Annotated in this window: 21 protein-coding genes and 1 pseudogene; 2 read left to right on the forward strand and 20 right to left on the reverse strand. The window is 37.9% G+C overall.

Annotated elements, in window-relative coordinates; all coding sequences use genetic code 11:
* Positions 1 to 5: 5 nt before the first annotated feature.
* The 4 genes from FHG08_RS18250 to FHG08_RS18265 form a co-directional block, all read right to left on the reverse strand.
* Positions 6 to 695 carry a LuxR C-terminal-related transcriptional regulator gene (locus FHG08_RS18250; protein WP_178956930.1) on the reverse strand — a complete coding sequence of 230 codons (690 nt, stop codon included), beginning with the start codon at positions 693 to 695 and terminating at the stop codon, positions 6 to 8.
* A gap of 111 nt (positions 696 to 806) precedes the next feature.
* Positions 807 to 2309 carry an alpha,alpha-trehalase TreF gene (gene treF, locus FHG08_RS18255; protein WP_178956931.1) on the reverse strand — a complete coding sequence of 501 codons (1503 nt, stop codon included), beginning with the start codon at positions 2307 to 2309 and terminating at the stop codon, positions 807 to 809.
* 15 nt (positions 2310 to 2324) lie between these two features.
* Positions 2325 to 3563 (reverse strand): sugar MFS transporter, encoded by a 1239-nt coding sequence (locus FHG08_RS18260; protein ID WP_178956932.1) that lies wholly within the window; start codon positions 3561 to 3563, stop codon positions 2325 to 2327.
* Between the two features lie 169 nt (positions 3564 to 3732).
* A complete protein-coding gene (locus FHG08_RS18265; RefSeq protein ID WP_138594317.1) occupies positions 3733 to 4740 on the reverse strand; it encodes a LacI family DNA-binding transcriptional regulator in 1008 nt (335 codons plus the stop codon).
* Positions 4741 to 5020: 280 nt separating this feature from the next.
* On the opposite strand from FHG08_RS18265, the gene FHG08_RS18270 reads away from it, so the two are divergent.
* Positions 5021 to 7270, forward strand: a complete 2250-nt coding sequence (locus FHG08_RS18270) for a TonB-dependent receptor (RefSeq protein WP_178956933.1) — start codon at positions 5021 to 5023, stop codon at positions 7268 to 7270.
* 35 nt (positions 7271 to 7305) lie between these two features.
* Here the strand turns inward: FHG08_RS18270 and FHG08_RS18275 are convergent, their stop codons facing one another.
* From FHG08_RS18275 to FHG08_RS18285, 3 genes are read right to left on the reverse strand one after another with little or no spacing between them, the layout of a single operon-like run.
* Positions 7306 to 7923 (reverse strand): GDSL-type esterase/lipase family protein, encoded by a 618-nt coding sequence (locus FHG08_RS18275; RefSeq protein ID WP_178956934.1) that lies wholly within the window; start codon positions 7921 to 7923, stop codon positions 7306 to 7308.
* Positions 7923 to 8447: a DsrE family protein gene (locus FHG08_RS18280; protein ID WP_178956935.1), complete on the reverse strand. Its 525-nt coding sequence runs from the start codon at positions 8445 to 8447 to the stop codon at positions 7923 to 7925. Before FHG08_RS18280 ends, FHG08_RS18275 begins: the two co-directional genes overlap by 1 nt.
* 47 nt (positions 8448 to 8494) lie before the next feature.
* The gene (locus FHG08_RS18285; RefSeq protein WP_010389334.1) at positions 8495 to 8959 is read right to left on the reverse strand and encodes a flavodoxin family protein; all 465 of its coding nucleotides are present in this window, start codon (positions 8957 to 8959) and stop codon (positions 8495 to 8497) included.
* Between the two features lie 98 nt (positions 8960 to 9057).
* On the opposite strand from FHG08_RS18285, the gene soxR reads away from it, so the two are divergent.
* A complete protein-coding gene (gene soxR, locus FHG08_RS18290; protein ID WP_178957426.1) occupies positions 9058 to 9516 on the forward strand; it encodes a redox-sensitive transcriptional activator SoxR in 459 nt (152 codons plus the stop codon).
* 13 nt (positions 9517 to 9529) lie between these two features.
* On the opposite strand, the gene FHG08_RS18295 is transcribed toward soxR, so the two are convergent.
* The 13 genes and pseudogenes from FHG08_RS18295 to FHG08_RS18350 all read right to left on the reverse strand — a co-directional run bounded on the left by FHG08_RS18295 (position 9530) and on the right by FHG08_RS18350 (position 18558).
* On the reverse strand, positions 9530 to 10696 hold the full coding sequence (locus FHG08_RS18295; protein ID WP_178956936.1) for a lipase family protein: 1167 nt from the start codon (positions 10694 to 10696) through the stop codon (positions 9530 to 9532).
* Between the two features lie 27 nt (positions 10697 to 10723).
* Entirely contained in the window at positions 10724 to 11275 is a 552-nt protein-coding gene (locus tag FHG08_RS18300; protein WP_020476977.1) for a DUF6795 domain-containing protein, read from the reverse strand.
* Entirely contained in the window at positions 11259 to 11768 is a 510-nt protein-coding gene (locus FHG08_RS18305) for a DUF6795 domain-containing protein (protein WP_178957428.1), read from the reverse strand. Before FHG08_RS18305 ends, FHG08_RS18300 begins: the two co-directional genes overlap by 17 nt.
* A 174-nt stretch (positions 11769 to 11942) precedes the next feature.
* Entirely contained in the window at positions 11943 to 12728 is a 786-nt protein-coding gene (locus FHG08_RS18310; RefSeq protein WP_036955101.1) for a hypothetical protein, read from the reverse strand.
* Between the two features lie 60 nt (positions 12729 to 12788).
* The gene (locus tag FHG08_RS18315) at positions 12789 to 13055 is read right to left on the reverse strand and encodes a hypothetical protein (RefSeq protein WP_178956937.1); all 267 of its coding nucleotides are present in this window, start codon (positions 13053 to 13055) and stop codon (positions 12789 to 12791) included.
* Positions 13056 to 13157: 102 nt separating this feature from the next.
* Positions 13158 to 13742, reverse strand: coding sequence for a hypothetical protein (locus FHG08_RS18320; RefSeq protein WP_081374100.1), 585 nt, complete (start codon positions 13740 to 13742; stop codon positions 13158 to 13160).
* A gap of 2 nt (positions 13743 to 13744) precedes the next feature.
* Positions 13745 to 14509 carry a ChaN family lipoprotein gene (locus FHG08_RS18325; RefSeq protein ID WP_138621733.1) on the reverse strand — a complete coding sequence of 255 codons (765 nt, stop codon included), beginning with the start codon at positions 14507 to 14509 and terminating at the stop codon, positions 13745 to 13747.
* 264 nt (positions 14510 to 14773) lie between these two features.
* Positions 14774 to 15253 carry a hypothetical protein gene (locus tag FHG08_RS18330; RefSeq protein ID WP_054201379.1) on the reverse strand — a complete coding sequence of 160 codons (480 nt, stop codon included), beginning with the start codon at positions 15251 to 15253 and terminating at the stop codon, positions 14774 to 14776.
* The gene (locus tag FHG08_RS18335) at positions 15246 to 15557 is read right to left on the reverse strand and encodes a hypothetical protein (RefSeq protein ID WP_075170028.1); all 312 of its coding nucleotides are present in this window, start codon (positions 15555 to 15557) and stop codon (positions 15246 to 15248) included. Before FHG08_RS18335 ends, FHG08_RS18330 begins: the two co-directional genes overlap by 8 nt.
* Before the next feature lie 90 nt (positions 15558 to 15647).
* A pseudogene (locus FHG08_RS19285) lies at positions 15648 to 15767 on the reverse strand (Mobile element protein); the annotation flags it as partial.
* Between the two features lie 88 nt (positions 15768 to 15855).
* The gene (locus tag FHG08_RS18340; RefSeq protein WP_024602679.1) at positions 15856 to 16449 is read right to left on the reverse strand and encodes a hypothetical protein; all 594 of its coding nucleotides are present in this window, start codon (positions 16447 to 16449) and stop codon (positions 15856 to 15858) included.
* Positions 16450 to 16453: 4 nt separating this feature from the next.
* On the reverse strand, positions 16454 to 17212 hold the full coding sequence (locus tag FHG08_RS18345) for a ChaN family lipoprotein (protein ID WP_024602678.1): 759 nt from the start codon (positions 17210 to 17212) through the stop codon (positions 16454 to 16456).
* 173 nt (positions 17213 to 17385) lie between these two features.
* Positions 17386 to 18558 carry a lipase family protein gene (locus FHG08_RS18350; protein WP_024602677.1) on the reverse strand — a complete coding sequence of 391 codons (1173 nt, stop codon included), beginning with the start codon at positions 18556 to 18558 and terminating at the stop codon, positions 17386 to 17388.
* Between the last annotated feature and the right edge of the window lie 13 nt (positions 18559 to 18571).

An 18571-nucleotide genomic window follows, 5' to 3' on the forward strand; every position in this document is an offset into this window, starting at 1 on the left:
TTTATTTAATTATCTAATGGAAGTAATACCGAAATGTAGCGCTGTGCCCAATTTGCAAGCTCTATACGATTACGCGATTGAGTCTTTTTAAACGCACTATAAAGATGAGTTTTCACTGTGTGATCACTAATATTGAGTTTGTTCGCTATTTTATCGTTACTCGCACCCTGCGCTATTAATTGAATCACCGATTTTTCACGTTTGGTTAAGTTTTCGCAATCCGATTTACTAAGCACTATGTCGTCATGCAGTAAATTGTTAGATGAAGCTGCATTTAATATATCTTTGAATGCATCAGAAATCACTTTACGAGTAAACCATAGCTCGCCATCGGTTATTCTTACAAGCGCCTTAAAAATATCCTCTGCAGCATCTGAACTATAAAAAACACCATTGAAGTGATTTAATAATAAATTTTTCTCACACACAGCATTTGGCTCAACGTTAAATAAAATCACCTTATTTTGCTTAGCTAAACAGATTAATTCGGCAGGGATTAATGAGTGCCAATCCTTATCCGCACCATCAACGAGATAAAGTTCAAAGGTTTGACGTAACTCGACTTTAGGGAGTGAGTCATCCATTTTTATTTCATTAAAAAGCGCTTTTAAAGTGCTTATAATCGTTGTATAGCAAAATGAGTGAGAAGACGATTTAGGTGTTGTTTTAATAAAGGCAAATTTTTTACTTAACATAATTACCATCCCTGAAACAATTTCATTACATTACCTAAATCAACTACAAAACACAATGCTCTTTTGGTATAAGATTATCAGGGTGAATCCCTATAAAGCAGTTAAGGCAAATTAACTTTCAGTGAGCATATAAAAGCGCAATGTTACACCGTTAGTCCAACCAAATCCTTGTTGTACTTGATATTCCCCCCCGCTGGCTTTTTTTTGCGGTGTGCATACGTTATATTTTTCGAGCAAGCATTTATTTTCAATAAAATCTTGTTCTACCATTGTTAGCCAGTTTTTCATTATGCGTGTAGCTAATTGCTCTATACCATAATTACGCAAGCCTTTTACCGCAAACCATTGTAATGGAGCCCAGCCATTCGGGCTGTCCCATTGCTGTGGGGTATCAACAACAGTGGTTACAATGCCGCCTGCTTTTAAAAACTGCTCGCTCAATACGTTTGCAACCAGTTCAGCTTGCTGTTGCGAGGCCAAATTAACAAAAAGCGCGGTACTTGCCGCTGCACTTAAAATAGCAGACGGCTTAGATAACTTATGATTATAATCAACAAAAAAACGCTTCTCATTACTCCAAAGATATTGATTAATAAGCGACTTTCTTTTTACAGCATAGCTACTGTACGTTTGTGATTGTTGCTCATTGCCAAGCAATTTAAAATATTCACTAAGCTGATTTTCTAAATTGTACAGTAGGCAATTTAGATCTATAGGTACAATATCTGTCGTTTGAATTGAGTTTAGTAAGTTTGACTCGGCTAACCAGCGCGAGCTAAAATCCCAGCCAGACTCGCATGCGGCACGAATATTACGATAAAACTCAGGTTTTTTATCATCACTAAACCCTGATGCAAGCGCTAAGTCTTCTCTTAATGACTCTGCGCGAGGAGCCGCCTCATCATCCCAATAGCGATTTAATACCCCACCACATGGCATTGTTACCACGCGTTTTACACTTGTTTGCGCATCATCGAGTGTATCTGCTCCTTGCATCCAAAATGCGTGCTCTTTTCTTAAAGCTTCAACACACAATCTAAGCCAAGCTAAATTATGTGTTTTACTGTGAGTGTGCTGCCATAAAAGATCAACCATCAGCGCTAAAATAGGCGGTTGTGAACGCGATAAATAATAACTGCGGTTACCATTGGGAATACAGCCGTAATCATTAATTAAATCTATAAAATTCTGCAGCATGTCTTCTACTACATCACTTTTATCTGCATCAATTAAACCCAGCGCAGTAAAATAACTATCCCAATAATAAATTTCTTGAAAACGTCCACCAGGTACAATATAGCTGTGCTTTAAAGCGAGTAAAGAATTAGCTTTGGGTGTATCGGCTTCACGTCGAAGGCCGCTCCACAGTGAGTTTATGTAGCCTTTTACACTGGTGGTATTTGCAGCTGCTTTCATTGTTAATAAAGGCGTTGTTATAAAATGCGCATCAACAAAGTCTCTTAATTGAGTTTTATCAAGGGGTGCTATTTGCTCATACTGTATACAGGCACTTTGCCAATCAACACGCGCGGTTGCATCAGCAAACGTTTTACAGTCGCTAAATATGTGCTGTGTTTGTACATCTTTAAATAATTGGCTATTAAAAAAACTCATAACTGTCCTAATCTATTAACTATTGACTGCGTGTTGTGAAATGGCATGGGTGCGTTTTTTAAAAATAATCACGCTAATAAAAATTAAACTAATGGGCACAAGTGAAAGATAAAAAGCATGCTGGCCACTAAAGTGCTCAAATACATACCCGGTTATCACCGACCCTGTGGTGCCACCAAGTGCTGAAAACACAACGATTAACCCTGTCATTGCAGCATGTTGATGCTTTTGAAGCGCACTGAGCATGACTGAGTTGAGTACCGGATAAATGGGCGCCATAAAAAAGCCAATTAATGGCAAAACAAACGCCGCCAGAGGCGCATCAAATAAACTGTTCACCTCGTTTTTAGGTAAGTTTTCCGTTAGTGGTAAGGTAATAATAATCAACGCAGCCATAGCAACTAAACAACAGCTAAGTACAACAAACCAATGAATATGCTTTAATACTTGGCCCGCCACTAAGCGCCCTAAAGCAAGAGCTGCGGCAAAAATACTCGCTAGTTGAATACTAATGGCTACTGGTAATTGCAAAACTTGATTATTAAATGTAGGCAACCAAGTCCCTACCCCTTGCTCGATTAACACATACAAAAATGCACTAATAATAAAAATCAGCACTAACGGTTGATAGGTAAGTTTGAGCATAGCAATAAAGTCATTCCAACCAGAGTTGCTTTTTTGACCTTTAATAGCAGGTTTTATTGGTGCTATTACGACACTGATAATCACCAAAAGCGTAAGCGCTGCTAATAGGTAATAAACGTTCAACCAGGCATTGCTATCAACAGGGTCTATAAATGCGGTGAATACCCAATAGCCACTTAATACACCCACCATAAAAATGCCTTCTATCGTGTTTAGTAATGATGAGTGACTATTTGCACCCTCTGTCACTTGGCCAATAATTGAATAAACCGACACCTTAACGACCGCAAAACCACAACCCACAGCAGCAAATAACACTTTAAACATGTAAAATTCACTTATTACAGCTGTAAAAAAACACGCTATTGCGACAACTATCAGTGCTAGCAGCATTGCAAGCTTGTAGCCCAAACGCGGTATAAATGAAGCAACAACAAATGACATTATTGCAATTGATAAGTCTTTAAATCCCTCTAAAACCGACGCTTCTGTTTTGCTTACTCCTAGTGTGTTTATAGCCTGCAAAATAACAGTGCCTACGCTATTTAATAGTATTGCGAAAATAAAATAGCTTGCAGCAATTGCCAGTGTGATTTTTATTTTACTCATTGCTTGCCTCGTTTAGAGCGACATACGCCATAACTTTTATAAAGCAAATTACCCATAGCTGGTAAATTACCGTGTGTGTTAGTCAGTAAATCCAGAGTTTAGTGTAGAACAAATATCATTGCAATCGTTTGCATTTTAAATTTAACAATTAATATACATGCATACTAAGTTAACGTTTGCTTGACTGGCGAGTAATTAATTCTATATCAATAACTTGTGATTCGGCTTTTTCACCTGAAAACTGCTGTATTAACTTTTTAACTAACAAAGTCGCAGCAAATTGGGTGTTTTGTTTAATCGTAGAAAGAGAGGGATGGCTAATATCAGCCATGGCAATGTCATCAAATCCAACCAGTGCCACATCGTTGGGAATACTTACATAGCGCTCTTTCAGCGCTTTCATCGCCCCCAGTGCAACCATGTCACTACAGGCCATTATCGCGTCAAAATATAAACCTTTTTCACGTAATAACTGATTAATTGCTTGATACGCTGAGCGACTGGTAATATCAATGGATATAACATGCTGCTCAAGTTTATGAGTAGAAAGTGCAGCAGCGTAACCACGATGCCTTTCACTAATTTCACCATGCTCAGGATCGCCTAAAAATAAAATACTTTTAGCACCGTGTTCTATTAAATGAGCGGTCGCTTGCATTCCTCCTAAGTAGTTATCGCTGCCGACAATAGGATAATTGCTTTGTGTTTTTGGATCCCCCCATACAACTAAAGGAATACCCGCATCGGCAGCCGCTTCTATATTAGTTTGGCTTTTTCCTTGCCCCACAACAATAATACCGTCTGCTCGGCGGCCATTAATAAAGTAATTAGCCCAGTCATCTTGCGCCATAATAGAGTTAGATAACAACAACTCTAAACCCTGCTGATTAAGCGCAAGGTTAATTTCGCTCACTACCTTGAGTAAAAATGGATCGCTAATTGACTGCTCGGTTTGCTCATCAAGATTAATAATGACGGCAACAACATTGGTTTTTTGCGTACGTAAACGGCTAGCTGCCGTGTTAAGGCTAAAATTATGTTTTTTTGCAAGCTGCTGAAGCTTGTCGCGGGTTTCTTGTTTTATAAGCGGGTTATTATTCAGCGCGCGCGAAACCGTTGAGGTAGACACCCCTGCAAGCTTTGCTAAATCAGCTAATTTAATTTTTTTATTATTCATAAAACCCTAAACGCTCCACTTCGGCTGATGCTATATCTAACTTACTGACAATATAGCATTATTATTTTTTACTGGCTTGCCCATTAACTTAAAAGTTACGCTCTTGTGTAATTACGCTCAATAAAACAACAGCCCATATTAATAAATAATTTACAAATAAATATTGCAAACGTTTGCATTTATCTCTAGAGTTTCAATTTATACAGCTTGTTTACATTAAAATTTAATCAATCTCGCTGTAATACACACTGTTTAACACACTAAAAACGGGATCTCACACATGAAATTCAATAAAGCAAAAAGCATGCTAGCCTGTGCAATTACTTTAGCCCTAAGCACACACGCTGCTGTTGCAGCAGAACAAGCAAAAGAAAAAAAAGTTGAGCGAATTGTCGTTTCTGGTACCCCCGCAGGTGTTGGGATCAGAAAAATTGATGCCAGCTACGCAGTAACAAATATTGATTCATCACAAATTATAAAATTATCACCTAAAAGTACTGCTGACTTATTTAAAGCTGTTCCCGGTGTGTGGGTAGAAAGCTCTGGTGGTGAGTCTGGTGCCAACGTATTTGTACGTGGTTTTCCAGGAGGTGGTGATGCGCCATTTTTAACACTCAGTATTGAAGGCTCGCCAGTTTACCCTGCGCCTACTCTTTCATTTTTAGAAAACTCATCGTTATTTAGAATCGATGAAACGATTGAAACGATGGAAGCACTGCGTGGTGGTCCTAACCCTGTGCTATCCAATGGTCAGCCTGGTTTAACAACCAACTTTAGGTTAAAGCGTGGCAGTGAAGATACTCAAGGCTTATTTAAATACACCACCTCAGATTACGACTTACAACGGGTTGATGCTGTGCTAAGTGGTGAAATCACCGACGATCTATATTTTATGGTAGGCGGCTATGTTAAAAGCTCACCGGGTATTCGTGATGCAGGGTTTACCTCAGAAAAAGGAAGCCAATTTACAATTAACATTACTAAAGAGTTAGACAATGGCGAGCTTAACTTTTATACCCGTCAAACAGACGATCACGGTGCTTGGTACTTACCCACCCCATTAAACGTTGACGGTATTGACGCCCAGTATACTCAATTAGGCACACTTAACCGTCAAGCGACGATTTTTACCGGCCCAGATGCGCAAGCACACGATATTGACCTAGGTGATGGCCGAGGATGGGATGGCCATGTATCCGGCGGTAGCATTAAACTAGAATTTGATAATGGCTGGCAATTTATAGATCGTTTTAATATTACTAAAGGCGATGCCAATACATTTGGCCTAGTACCTAATGGTTCAGCAACGACAATTGGTGAAGTGGCTGACAATGGTCAAACGGCATTCGGTGCAGTGACTAACACCGAATATGCTAGTGACACCGCGATTCAGCAACTGGGTCGCTGGGTAGTATTAAAAGAAATAAGCTCGTTTACTAACGACTTAGCCTTTTCAAAGCAATTTGGCGATTTATCGGCCACTTTTGGTTATTACACCGCAAGCACATCTGCGAGCGATTGGTGGAGCTTAGGTAATACGGCGTATCACGTGCTGGAAGCCGGTGGTGAGTCATTAAATGGCATTGAATGTAACCAAAGCACTGACGGGTGTGGTTTTAATTACGATATTAGCTCAACAGGTGATGCACGCACCAATGCTTTTTACTTTACAGGCCAATACAAATTTGCAGATGCATTTACGCTTGATTTAGGTGTACGTAAAGAAAACCATGATGTGCAGTACAGTGTTGATGAAGACCTTGACGGTATTATCACTAAAACCGTTGATTACGATGAAAGTAAAACCTCATGGACAACCGGTTTAAACTATTCAATTAATGACGACATGGGCGTGTTTGCACGTGTTAACCGTGGTTATAAAATGCCATATTTTGATGACTTTAGAGATAACTTTGGCGCATACCAAGGGGGTGAAAAACTAATTAAAGAAGTAACGCAGGGCGAACTAGGTTACAAGCTTATTTCAGACTCTACCGACTTCTACGCCACCTTTTTTGTCAATGAAGTAAAAGGCGATACCTTTGTAAGTCGCCCGGGTGTACCGGCTGACATTTTAACCAACGAAGCGTATGGTGTTGAACTTGATTATAACTTTAATCATGAATCTGGCTTTTCTGTTAATTTAAATACCACATTACAACAGACCGAAATCACTGAAAGCCCTGAAAATAAAGGTAACGACGCACAGCGCCAACCTAAATGGCAAGTACGTGTAACACCAAGCTATGACTTTGAAGTAGACGGCATGTATGCCACTTTATATGGTACTTTGTCAGCAGTGGATGACCGCTTTGGTAATAACGAAAACACCGTGACACTTGATGGCTACGAAAAAGTAGACTTAGGTTTAATTGTTGAACCAGTCGAAGGCATTAAACTGCAATTAGCTGTAGATAACCTAACCGACGAGCAAGGTATCACTGAAGGCGACCCACGCAATGCCGACGCCCCCAATGGCCGTTACATTATGCCGCGTACAACACGCTTAAGTGTTAGTTACGAATTTTAATACACTCCCTAAGCAATAAATTAAAGCCGCTGTGTTTAATACACGGCGGCTTTTTTTATTATAGATATCAAACTATTAGCAAGCTCTCTATGCGCACTAACGGGTAAGTGTATGCCCTCTTTATTACATGGCTTTATCAGCGGATAACAATCTAAAAATACACACGTGTGACGATAGGCGACGGCTTTAAATTCAATAGATAATTGTTCAACTTTTTTACCTGCACCTGCGTAAATGCTTTTATAACTTCCCACTTCATGAACCGTGGGCGGGCTTATAATGATAATCTTTGGTATTGTTTTACAATGATAAAAGGCTTTAATGGCTAAAATTAACTCCTCAAGCGCTTTGCCAATATCGATAGCAGACAGTGCAAAACGTGCTTTTAAGTCATTAGTACCGAGTTGAATAATAACAACATCAACAGTGTGCGCTTCCAGATACGGTTTTAAATATTTAATGCCCGATTTATCTCCCATAAACGGGGGGTTATTGACTAAAGTACGATTAGGCTCCCCGGCTTCAATCACTTCAAAGCCGGTGCCCAACTGCTGCTTTAATAAAGTAGGCCAGCGTTCAATTTCGCTCAGCCGTTTGCCATCAACAGGAGAAATACCAAAGGTATTGGAATCACCAAAACACAGAATATTCATTAAAACGGATTCAATGTATAGCCTTGTTGTTGTAACTGGGCGTGGGCTGTCATCGCTGAAAGCGCCATTTTCACCCCAGGTATAAGCTGATCTGCTGCTACCTTCATATGCATTGCCGACTGCCCGCATACATATACCTGCGTGTTATTAGCAAGCAGCTGTTTAATTAAAGATTCGGTTTTGTTATCTTTGTCAAACCGAGCTTTATAATCACTGTTTTTCAGTACATCAACGCTGGCTCCACCGTGTACCACCAGCGCAAGCTGAATATTTTCTGGTTTTACGCCGTGAGCCACATGCATATTAATAAATCGCGCTAACGAATTAATATGATTATTTTGCACGCCCTTTTCAGCGCCTTTACCTACATCAAAAGCTATCTTGAACTGTGCTTGGTTTAAATCAGACACATGCTCGGGCACATTATAAAAATAACCATAGTCTTTAATAACAGGCGAAGGCTCTGCAGCAAGAGTACTAAAGCTAGCCAAAAGTAAGCTTGAGCCAATAAGTAACGTTTTCATACATCATCCTTTTTACTTTTTGTTTAGCCTAACGCTATTTAACGTGATTAACTAGCCTGAACATGTGAATGTGCTTTGAAAGTCATTCCTAAATAATTAAAGGTATGTTTAAACATATCGATAAATGCGTCTGGCGCAGAGGGAGATGCAGCATTAGACAACAGTGAAAACTGTTTTTGACGTAAAGTTCTAAGCTTCGGTTTTAACGCCTCATCATCCATGTAATCTGTGATCCTATCTATAAATGCTTTCATTTTTGGCGTGGTGTTATACCAGTACACAGGCGATGCGAACACCCAATGTTCGTAACGAAGTAACACTTCAAACAAATTATAAAAATCATCATTGTGATACTGCTTATCGTAGCGATAAGGTGAAATAACATAATCATCTAAGCAAAAAACAATGCCGCTTTGTTGCTTACTATAGGCATTAACTTGCGCGGTAGTATTGCCATTTTTACGTCCACTTGAATATATGATTGCGATATTGTGTGCTGATTTTTCTTGCATTGGGTTAGCTCCTTTTCTTATGATGGAGCAAAGCTTAAAACCTCAAGTTAAGTTCAGGTCAATAAGAAATAATTTAATTTTTAAAAGGAATTAAAGTGATGGCGGTACAAAAAAAGCTTACTGAAGCCAACTTAACGGTTGGGTTTGTCGCTAAACGCAGTGGCGTTAAGGTATCTACACTGCACTTTTACGAAAATAAAGGGCTAATACGCAGTTGGCGAAACAGTGGCAATCAACGACGCTTTAAACCAGATGTACTAAGGCGAGTAGCAGTTATAAAAGCAGCACAAGCGATGGGGATCACGCTCGAAGAAATTAAACAAACTCTGGCAACGTTACCAGAGCAGCGTACACCAACACAAAAAGACTGGTCTGCACTCTCAAAACAATGGCAAAAGAAACTTGATGAGCGTATTGCTTATATGCGACGTTTACGTGAACGGGTTGATGGCTGTATTGGCTGTGGGTGTTTATCAATGAGTAAGTGCCCTATTTATAACAAAGACGACCACTTAGGTGAAACCCAAAGTGGTGCCATTTTGTTAGAGCGAGATTAAGGCTTATAAAACCTTAATCTAGACCATTTAAGCCTTCTCGGGCAGCGCGATATAATGCCCCTAGAGTTGAGTCAAATACCGATTTTATAAAACTGTAAGTCAGCTCTACAGCTTTGCTAATAACTTTGCCAGCAAACACTAGCATGTGGCCGAGTAAACCTAAGGTTTGCGTTGCAAATGAGGCTGACGCTTTGGCTATTTTATCAAGCGTTCGCGCGAGCATATCGTAAAAAGTTAAGCCTGTACCTATGGCTGCTTGTGCTGCAACAGCACTGTAGTAGCCCGAATCTTTTAATAAGGTAACTAACGCAGCGCCAAGCTTATCTGCCCAGTGTGAACTAAATGAAGCTTGGTTTCTGTCTTCAAACTTTAAGCGTACCGGTGTGCTTAAAAAGTGGTTTGCTTTTACAGTTAAATTGCCCCAGTCATTACTGTTTGCGGTATTAACATAGCCTGGCGTACCGCTTAACTTGTGGGCTGCGCCTTTAAGGCCCTGACCATTATCAAGACGAATTTCTTGGCCATTGTAGGGCGTATGTGAAAATGGCCACAAAGGCACTTTTGTAACCGGATCAGCACCGTGTGTACAGCGGTATATTTTATCAATACGTGAGGTGGCAGCGCGTGAAAAGTTATCAAGCCCCACTCTTGGTGAGCCGAACGTATATAATTTAACCGGCAACGAATACTCTGCTTTTATCCAATCGGCTGAAAGCGTAGCCAATGCCCCGCCTAAACTGTGGCCAACAATATGCACACAGCCGGTTATTTTGTCTCGAATGTTAGCCGCTACAAACTCTTGTAGTGCAGGTTTCATACTATAAAAGGTTTTATTAAACCCAGCATGTACCATACTGCCGTTAGAGCCACCGCTTAACCCAAAATGTGCATCTGTTAGGCCATCTCTAAGAGAAGCCGTGCCACGAATAGTGATTACTGAATCACCTTGAAATGAATTTTTACCGTGTGCAACAAGGCCAAACCCAGTACTTAAACCAAATAAATGAGAGAAAAACCCGCCTGACACACCTTGTATGGATTTATTATTGATAGAAAAATCAAACTGATCTCGTAAGGATGCATGCAATAGCCCATTTAATAGTTTTGTATTTTTTAATTCTTTAGCATCATAAGCAAGTGATGCTAATTGGACTGCCTGAGTAGGTGTTAACGTATTCATTTTAAATCCTTTTATTGGTTTTAAACGTTAGAGCTTGCAGGTGGTAAAAACTGCAAATGTATGCTGCTTATTATCTTTAGCAGCTATATCAAACGTTTCTGGCTCATTTGCGATATCACAAACCAAATTACTTAAGTATTTGGTTAGCGTATCTTTATGCTCATAAGGAAATAGCCTAACAGCCCAAATAGTAACTTCCTTTGCATTCTCATCTAATGTGTATATGTGTTGTATAACAGATTCGTTGTCGAACATGTTTGATGGCTTTGATGTTTTGATAACTTTTTTAGGGAAAGAAAAACGACCATCACTACTTGTTGTTACTTCATCAATATATTCATCGCCATAATTTAGTCTACGAAATACCTTTTTACCAGCAACAGGTTGCTCATCAAAAAGCAAACGCCCTTCAACTGGAGCTGATAACACAAAATCTTCCTTACTAAAAAAACCAAACATATTTGCAAAAACCTGTGTTGTAGTAAATAAAATTAGAATAGCCACAACTACAATGAGTAATGGCAACTTAAACCGCTCCATCAAAAATATAATCTCCAATAAATCAAATGCATGCACCATATACCGTAAAGAAGTGCTCTGGCGCTTCTTCTATAGGTATGTCGTATGTTTGTGGGTCTTTGGCAATATCACACTCTAAGTCAGCGAGTAAGCTTTTTAGGGTATCACTCCCATCGTGCATAGACACGGTTATGTACCAAAGAACAACGCCCTCAGGCGTACCATTTTCTAAATAAACATGTTGAACCAGTGATTCATTATCAAACATGTTTGCAGGCTTACTCGTTTTTATAGATTTTTCTGTGAAGGTAAAAAAACCATTATCATCGGTTATTGCTTCATCTTTATATTCATCACCATAAGTAAGCGCACGTACAACCTTAGTATTTGCAATAGGCTGCCCTTCATCTAATAATTGCCCTTTTATCGGAGCCGATAAAACAAAATCTTGCTTATTAAAAAAACCAAATATATCTGCACAAGCCTGTGTTGTAGTAAAAATAATAGTAATAGATACAACTACCAAAAAGTAAGCTTTAAAACGCGATAACAAAATATACAAGCTCCAAACTATTAAACTCAAAATACACGTGTCGTATTGCTATTTAATGACGTTTTAAACTCTTAACTATCAGCGTTAATGAAATTGCCATTTCAACTAAAATTTATTCTAATTGGGTACAAAGTGTTCTGCAAGCATTTAGAGCAAAAAACAATCAATCCTTCCCTAAAAAAACAATTCATAAACCAGCTTACATATAATGCTAAACCCAAGTCCCATCATTAATATATAGCCATATAAAATAGCAATAGCGCCACCCGATGCATCCCCTATTTTGTCTATTTCGATACATGTAGAACACACTATAAAAAAGATAAAAAAGTTAGCAATTAAGCCTAATATATAAGCTTCGCCAAATAGTGGGGAAATACCGACTAATATAGCGCTTAGCATAATAAGTATGCCTGAAAGCGCCTCCTTTAAAGAAAACTTGTACTCAATAATTTTGAGCACTAAGGTCACGACCATTAATGCTAAAAAATAAACCGTAGGTTTAAACTGGCTATACAAATAATCCACACTAAACATTTGGCTAATCGTCAATGAGGGCTCTTTAGCTGGGCTTAAATCTTCTGTTATCGCGCTTGAAGCGTCATCGGTAAAAAAATACGCAGCCGCAACAATAATTAACTTTATCATTCCAAAAAAGATAAAACTGGCGACCATAAACCCTATTGAATCGTCTCTGGTCAATCGCTTGTTTGCTTTGCTTTCTACAATTTTAGCTAGCAATACACCCAATAAGCACACACTACCTAAATAAAGCAGCGCGACCCAAAACTGATCAAGATAAAAAACCGATAAGCCAGGGGCAATAAATAAAAACATTGAATCTTCATTATCTAACGAGCTTTTGGGCTTAACACTGTATTTTGACTGTTTAAATAGTGCTAAATAAACAAATAATGGCTGTAAAAACAGCATTAAAATGCAGGTGTTTATAAGAGTCATTTATCATCCTTGATTACAGCCAATACACTGCGCCGAGAGTATTGGCAATTACGAAACTAATTAAAGGTTTATTTTTTGCAGGTAGGTTTTAAGCTTTAATAAGCCTGACTCAAGCTCAAACTTTTGTATTTTAGGGTTTTTAAACTTAAACCCGTTTGAAATATGAGTATTGATCATCGTCGCCATGCCTTCAAAACCCACAGGGGCACTTGCAACTAAATCGCTCAATAGTGGTTGAATAAGCTCTTGATGCTCTTCAATTTTAGTTGGATCCTCGTAAATATCGTATACGAGGTTGGTTAGTGTTTGTTGGTGTTGTTGTTCCATAATAATTCTATAGCGCCTTAAGTTTGGCGTTTATAGCTCCTTTTTATTTCAATTAAATCTGTCATGCGAATATCAAAGTATCAATTTTACTAAAATTGCATTTTATTGTTCTGAGTCAATAGATATTCCCGCTTCTCGCATTTGTTTTTTTAATATAGCTTCTTTATTTTCTTTATAATTACTTTCATCTAAAAAGCGTTTCTGTTTAGCTGCGTTTTCAAAATCACCTAACTTTGTATATATCAAATATAGAGCTTCATGGGTTCTGATTACTCTCATTTTCTCTTCTTCAATACCTTGGTTTTCATTTAAGTATTGATTATATAAAGCAATCGATTTATGTAAGTTTTTAGTAACAAAACGCCCAGACTCATATGCAAAAGCCAATGCTAAGATTCCATCAGGATCACCATTTTCAGCATGTAATTGAGCCTCCGTGATATAACGGCTTCCATCACTTGTATGTAAACCTATAACTTCTAGCGCCTGCCAATATCCCATTTCGTATGCTTTTTCGCACCATTTTTCAAGCTGTCTAGGCGCATACATCAGGCTTTTTTGGCATTGAAGTATCACGGTGTTTTTGGATAACTTAGGATCATTAATATCATGCTTTGGAAATAAAGTTCCAGCAAATGAGTCGAAACATAATATAAGTACAAAAAAAGTATAAATTAACTTTTTCACTACTATATACCTTTTACTATCGAGGTATTTTCAGGCAGGTGTACTTGATAAGATTTTACTGCAGTTTGAAATGGAAAACCTTCTCGTGAAAAATATTGCTTTTTAAGATTACCCTTTTCATCAGAATAACCCTCACAACTTCTTTGTGAGTAACAAGCAGTACCACCAATAAAGTCAATAAATCTAAGTTTTAGCGTGCCTTCCATTTTCACAAGTGTATCAAGACCTTCTTGATATTTAGTTGATCTAACAGCATGCCAACGATGCATAAAAGCAACAACGCGATTTTGATTAGTTTGATTTAAAATATTACTTATATTTTGAGCCCAAACCATATTTCTAATGGTGTGACTATTAAAACAATTACCTGCTAATGAATTATCATAATCACACGATTTATCAATAGACTCCATCTCATCCAAAGTCAAATCAAGTGCAATTATTTTTAAGCCTACTTCCCGAGCGGCTTTAACCAGTTCGCCATATGCTTTAGGAACTAAATAACCCCAAGCCCAATTATCATTAAAATATTGCTGAATTACATTAAACCCTTTACCTGTTCGTTGATAAAACTCTATTTTTTCTTGCATAGAACGAGGTAACATTTCAATTGCAAAATGGGTAAAACCAGCTGTTTTAAGTTGCCTAAGTGCTTTTATAGCTTCATATTTGTAGATTGCGGGATTGTGGCTTGATTCGCCTAGCATAACTAAACGCGCATTACCGGCCATTGTTCTGTAATTTACATCCATGTTTATTTTATTCATTACCTATCCTTGTTCTTTATTTAAATTTTCAAAACACCATTTATAAAACTCAATAGCGTCATTATTCTCAGAGCTGTAAGGAGCAACTGCATATTCATAGCTTATTGCAAATAAAAGCGCTTTTGCAGTGAAGTTACACACTTCACTTTTTGAATAACATTCCTAACTCCACGCCATAATTTCATTGCGCGGCTAACATACTCATCGCCCTACTTTTATCTATGTTCCTTTGTATTTTAATTCAATAAGCAAAGCTATGCAGACTTACTTTTTCTTTCTCTTATTTCCTTTAGCTATCTCTTTTTCAACAGCGGCCCGAGCGTCTTTTATATCCTTAAAAAAGTTATATTGATATTTAATTAAGCCTTGGTATTTATTTCCTTTAATCAAATAAAAAGACAGCAGCATAAAGGCTATATTAGTAACTGTAGCTATATGATAACCATTTCCCTCTAAAATTATAAATGATGGTAAGCAAATCAAAGCTAAAAATAGAGCATAGTATTTCAATAACTTTGCACATAGAAAAGAGCCTTGACTAACTTTAAAGTTTAAAAGGCAAAACATAATTCCAACGGAAAACAAAATGCCCAACAGCCACTCAGGACTTGTATCAAAGTACTGTGTTAACAATGTCATGCCTGAATAAACAGTTCCTATAAGTAAGATAACCGTTACTAATAAGAACCTACGTAAAAGCTTCCATGGGGGAAATAATAAAAACACCTCTTCGTTTTTAAACACTAAAAACTTCCCAACACAAGCATAAAAGTATAAATATTAATACAGGGGCTACTTTAAAAAGCAGTTGAGGAAAATAGCTTGCTTGACCCCATGTAACAAAATACCTATCCTCTTTTGGTAATTCTGACACGACTCGCAGGTAAACAATCATATATGTTATTGAGCCAATCAGCCAAAGTGCTACACCACCTAATTGAGATAATGCAACAGAATATAGCGAAGCAGGAAATGGCAATAAAAACGAGATTACATATACAAGTGCATAAAATTCCACTTTATTTTTTTGCTTATCACTAAAAAACAAATCATTCCCTCTATATTAGCTCGCTTAGATAAGCGCATCGACTTACATATTTCATTACAACTTTAATCTTATAGTTATCTCTGCGTGTTGAGTGTGGTTACTCAAAACTGCGTAAACACATACATCAATACAAAACACCTTTCGAGCTTAAGCAACTTATCTTCAACTCAGCCTCTGCGAAAATTGAGGGTTGACCTGTAGAATGCTCATCACTATACAAAATGCACGCCGAACGAAACGCTATATAAAGTGGTAGTACTTTGTTTACTAAACTGCAAAATTAGAATGGGTGTCTAGTCTATTCATTCAATGATTTATTCTTAATCAAAATTTCTTTTTTAGCTAACTCTAACAAATCAACAGCTCGTTCTTTATCATAAGCTAAAGGGCTGTGGTCAATAACATATTGTGCATGCTCATTTACTGCAAGCCAATTCTGCTGCGATTCATATAAGTTTGCTAACTTAAAGTGCGCAGCCGCAACTAACGAATTTGGCAATTCTGCATCTAATGCTAAAAATTCTTTGTAAAGGGAAATAGCATAATTAATATCTTGCTCCACAAACATACCACTGCCATATAACCAAGCTAAAGTTGAATAAGCTTTTGGCTCTTTTGCCGCAACCCGCTTTTTGGCCTCCTTTAATAATCGAGTTCCATCTCCGTTATGAAGGCTTAGTGTAACCAGTGCCTTCCAGTATCCCATTTCATAAGCTTTTTCACACCACTCTTCGAGATACTCAGGCGCGTTAATTAAGCTTTTATGGCACTGCTCTGCGGCAGCTGATACAGTTAAATCAGGAGCGTTTATATCTATTGAATTATCCCATCGAGGCCCTGCTGCATTAATGGAAGGCGCTATAAGAATCAATATTAATAAAATTTTAGCCATATTATCATTTCCTTAAAATGGCTTTTTCAGGAATATGAACTGTGTAAGAAGGTAAAGACGAAGGTATATACGTTCCTTTCCTATAAAAATAAGTTTCCCTTAATGGTTTATCGACATCACCCTCCCCCTTACAAACACCATTGTCAATACAGGTAGATCCACCGATGTACTCTATGATACTAATACGACTAACTTTTGAATTTAACATAATAGAGTCAATTCCAATATGCTTATTGCCAGCATGAAACGCATGGTACCTATGCATAAATGCAACAATTCGGGAGCCTTCTTCTAACTTTAAATTTTTATTTAAAATATCTGCCCACATATGGTTTCGTTCGATATGAGAGTCAGTACATGAACCGGTGTCTGCTTGCTCCCAATTACAACGCCCGTCAATCTCATCCATCATTTCAATAGGCATATCTAAAGGAACAATTTTCATCCCTAGAGAATTAGCCGCTTTTACTAACTCCCCATATCCTGTGCTTGAAGCATTAGTCCAATTCCATTTTGATTTGAAATGCTGTTTGATTACGTCAAATCCCTTACCAGTCCGCTGATAAAAATCTATTTTGTCCTTTATTCTTGTAGGTAGCATTTCCATTGCAAAATGAGTGAAGCCAGCCGCCTTAAGCTGTTTTAAGGCCTTTATAGCCTCATATTTGTAAGATACTGGGTTATGGCTCGACTCGGCAATAATAACTAAACGCGCATTACCGGCCATTGTTCTGTAATTTACATCCGTGTTTATTTTATTCATTACCTATCCTTGTTTTTTATTTATGTGATTACAGCTACTTTAGATGTGAGTAGAAACAATAATTAGAGGTTTTTAAATTTCAACCAATTGAAATAGGTTCCTTTCAATTCTTTATAGCTAATCTTATTTATTATTTAAGTGGCTCAGAAGTTATCTGAGCCTTTAAAACAATTTTAGTATCCAATACCCATGTAAGGAGATACTTTTACAGCTGCTATCACTACCTGATTTAGTTTTTCTAACATCCAATACAAAATTCGCTTAGCTTGCGCGTATGTATAATCAACAGCTATCACACCAGGCTTCCCAACAAAGTTAAGTATATGCCCTAATAACCCCTGACAATCTTCAGCATATTTAGATGACATTTTAGATATTTCAACGAGGCTACGAGCTAAAGCATCATAAATAGTTAGCGTTCCAGCAACCACACCTTGAGCAAGAATACTGGTGATTTTTCCACTTTCTCTTAGTAACGTTAGTAAAGCGCTCGTTATTTTTTCAGCCCAATGAGCATTAAAAGAAGCATGGTGGCGATTGTTGTATTTTAGACGTGTCATCGTTAAGTTAGATAAAGAGCCCTTTTCCATGCTCTTATAATCAGGATAACGTGATGCAGTATTGATATACCCAGGCGCATTTCCCGCCATTTTATGTGCAGCCCCCGTAAGTGATACGCATGTGCTTATTCTGTACTCATTCCCTGCATGAACAAATGGCCAAACAGGAACCATAGGTACAGGGTCACTTCGGTGTACTGCCCTATAAATTCCATTTAGGCTGGTTTCACTTTGAATAGCAAAAGGATTATGACCAACTCTTGGAGAACCAAAAGTGTATAATTTTACAGGCACTTTATATTGCGCTTTAATCCAATTTGCTGCTAGCGTTGCTAATGCCCCACCAAGGCTATGGCCAACACAATGAACGGGGCGACCACCTACCTTACTCAATATAGCTTTTAACTGAGGCTTGATAGACTCAAAAGTACGGTTAAACCCAGCATGAACTGCTTTATAATTTGGCCCAACAGTTAAACCACAATGTAAATCCGTCAAAGTATCAGCAATACCTGCTGTACCACGAAAAGTTAGTACAACTTCACCTTTATGAGCGCCTTCTTTAGAACCAATTCCAAAAAAGCCAAAACCCGTTGCATGATTTAGCACGTGTTCAGCCACAGTACCTGAAATTCCTGTAAAAGCAGATTTTTTTGAATCAAACACAAAGTGCTTACTTATTATTCTACTCGGCTCTATGGTTGATGAGCTATTTGATACTGCTGCAATACTGTCATATGCAAATTCAGCTAATTGTGCCGCTACACTTGGCGATAAAATATTCATGTAAATTCCTTTT

Origin of the sequence: Pseudoalteromonas sp. Scap03, assembly GCF_013393115.1 — a bacterium.
Classification (GTDB): Bacteria; Pseudomonadota; Gammaproteobacteria; order Enterobacterales; family Alteromonadaceae; genus Pseudoalteromonas.

Coding starts and splice junctions, on each gene's coding strand:
- FHG08_RS18250 (WP_178956930.1), bottom strand. CDS start 695: ATGTTAAGTAAAAAATTTGCCTTTATTAAAACAACACCTAAATCGTCT.
- treF (WP_178956931.1), bottom strand. CDS start 2,309: ATGAGTTTTTTTAATAGCCAATTATTTAAAGATGTACAAACACAGCAC.
- FHG08_RS18260 (WP_178956932.1), bottom strand. CDS start 3,563: ATGAGTAAAATAAAAATCACACTGGCAATTGCTGCAAGCTATTTTATT.
- FHG08_RS18265 (WP_138594317.1), bottom strand. CDS start 4,740: ATGAATAATAAAAAAATTAAATTAGCTGATTTAGCAAAGCTTGCAGGG.
- FHG08_RS18270 (WP_178956933.1), top strand. CDS start 5,021: ATGAAATTCAATAAAGCAAAAAGCATGCTAGCCTGTGCAATTACTTTA.
- FHG08_RS18275 (WP_178956934.1), bottom strand. CDS start 7,923: ATGAATATTCTGTGTTTTGGTGATTCCAATACCTTTGGTATTTCTCCT.
- FHG08_RS18280 (WP_178956935.1), bottom strand. CDS start 8,447: ATGAAAACGTTACTTATTGGCTCAAGCTTACTTTTGGCTAGCTTTAGT.
- FHG08_RS18285 (WP_010389334.1), bottom strand. CDS start 8,959: ATGCAAGAAAAATCAGCACACAATATCGCAATCATATATTCAAGTGGA.
- soxR (WP_178957426.1), top strand. CDS start 9,058: ATGGCGGTACAAAAAAAGCTTACTGAAGCCAACTTAACGGTTGGGTTT.
- FHG08_RS18295 (WP_178956936.1), bottom strand. CDS start 10,696: ATGAATACGTTAACACCTACTCAGGCAGTCCAATTAGCATCACTTGCT.
- FHG08_RS18300 (WP_020476977.1), bottom strand. CDS start 11,275: ATGGTGCATGCATTTGATTTATTGGAGATTATATTTTTGATGGAGCGG.
- FHG08_RS18310 (WP_036955101.1), bottom strand. CDS start 12,728: ATGACTCTTATAAACACCTGCATTTTAATGCTGTTTTTACAGCCATTA.
- FHG08_RS18315 (WP_178956937.1), bottom strand. CDS start 13,055: ATGGAACAACAACACCAACAAACACTAACCAACCTCGTATACGATATT.
- FHG08_RS18325 (WP_138621733.1), bottom strand. CDS start 14,509: ATGAATAAAATAAACATGGATGTAAATTACAGAACAATGGCCGGTAAT.
- FHG08_RS18340 (WP_024602679.1), bottom strand. CDS start 16,449: ATGGCTAAAATTTTATTAATATTGATTCTTATAGCGCCTTCCATTAAT.
- FHG08_RS18345 (WP_024602678.1), bottom strand. CDS start 17,212: ATGAATAAAATAAACACGGATGTAAATTACAGAACAATGGCCGGTAAT.
- FHG08_RS18350 (WP_024602677.1), bottom strand. CDS start 18,558: ATGAATATTTTATCGCCAAGTGTAGCGGCACAATTAGCTGAATTTGCA.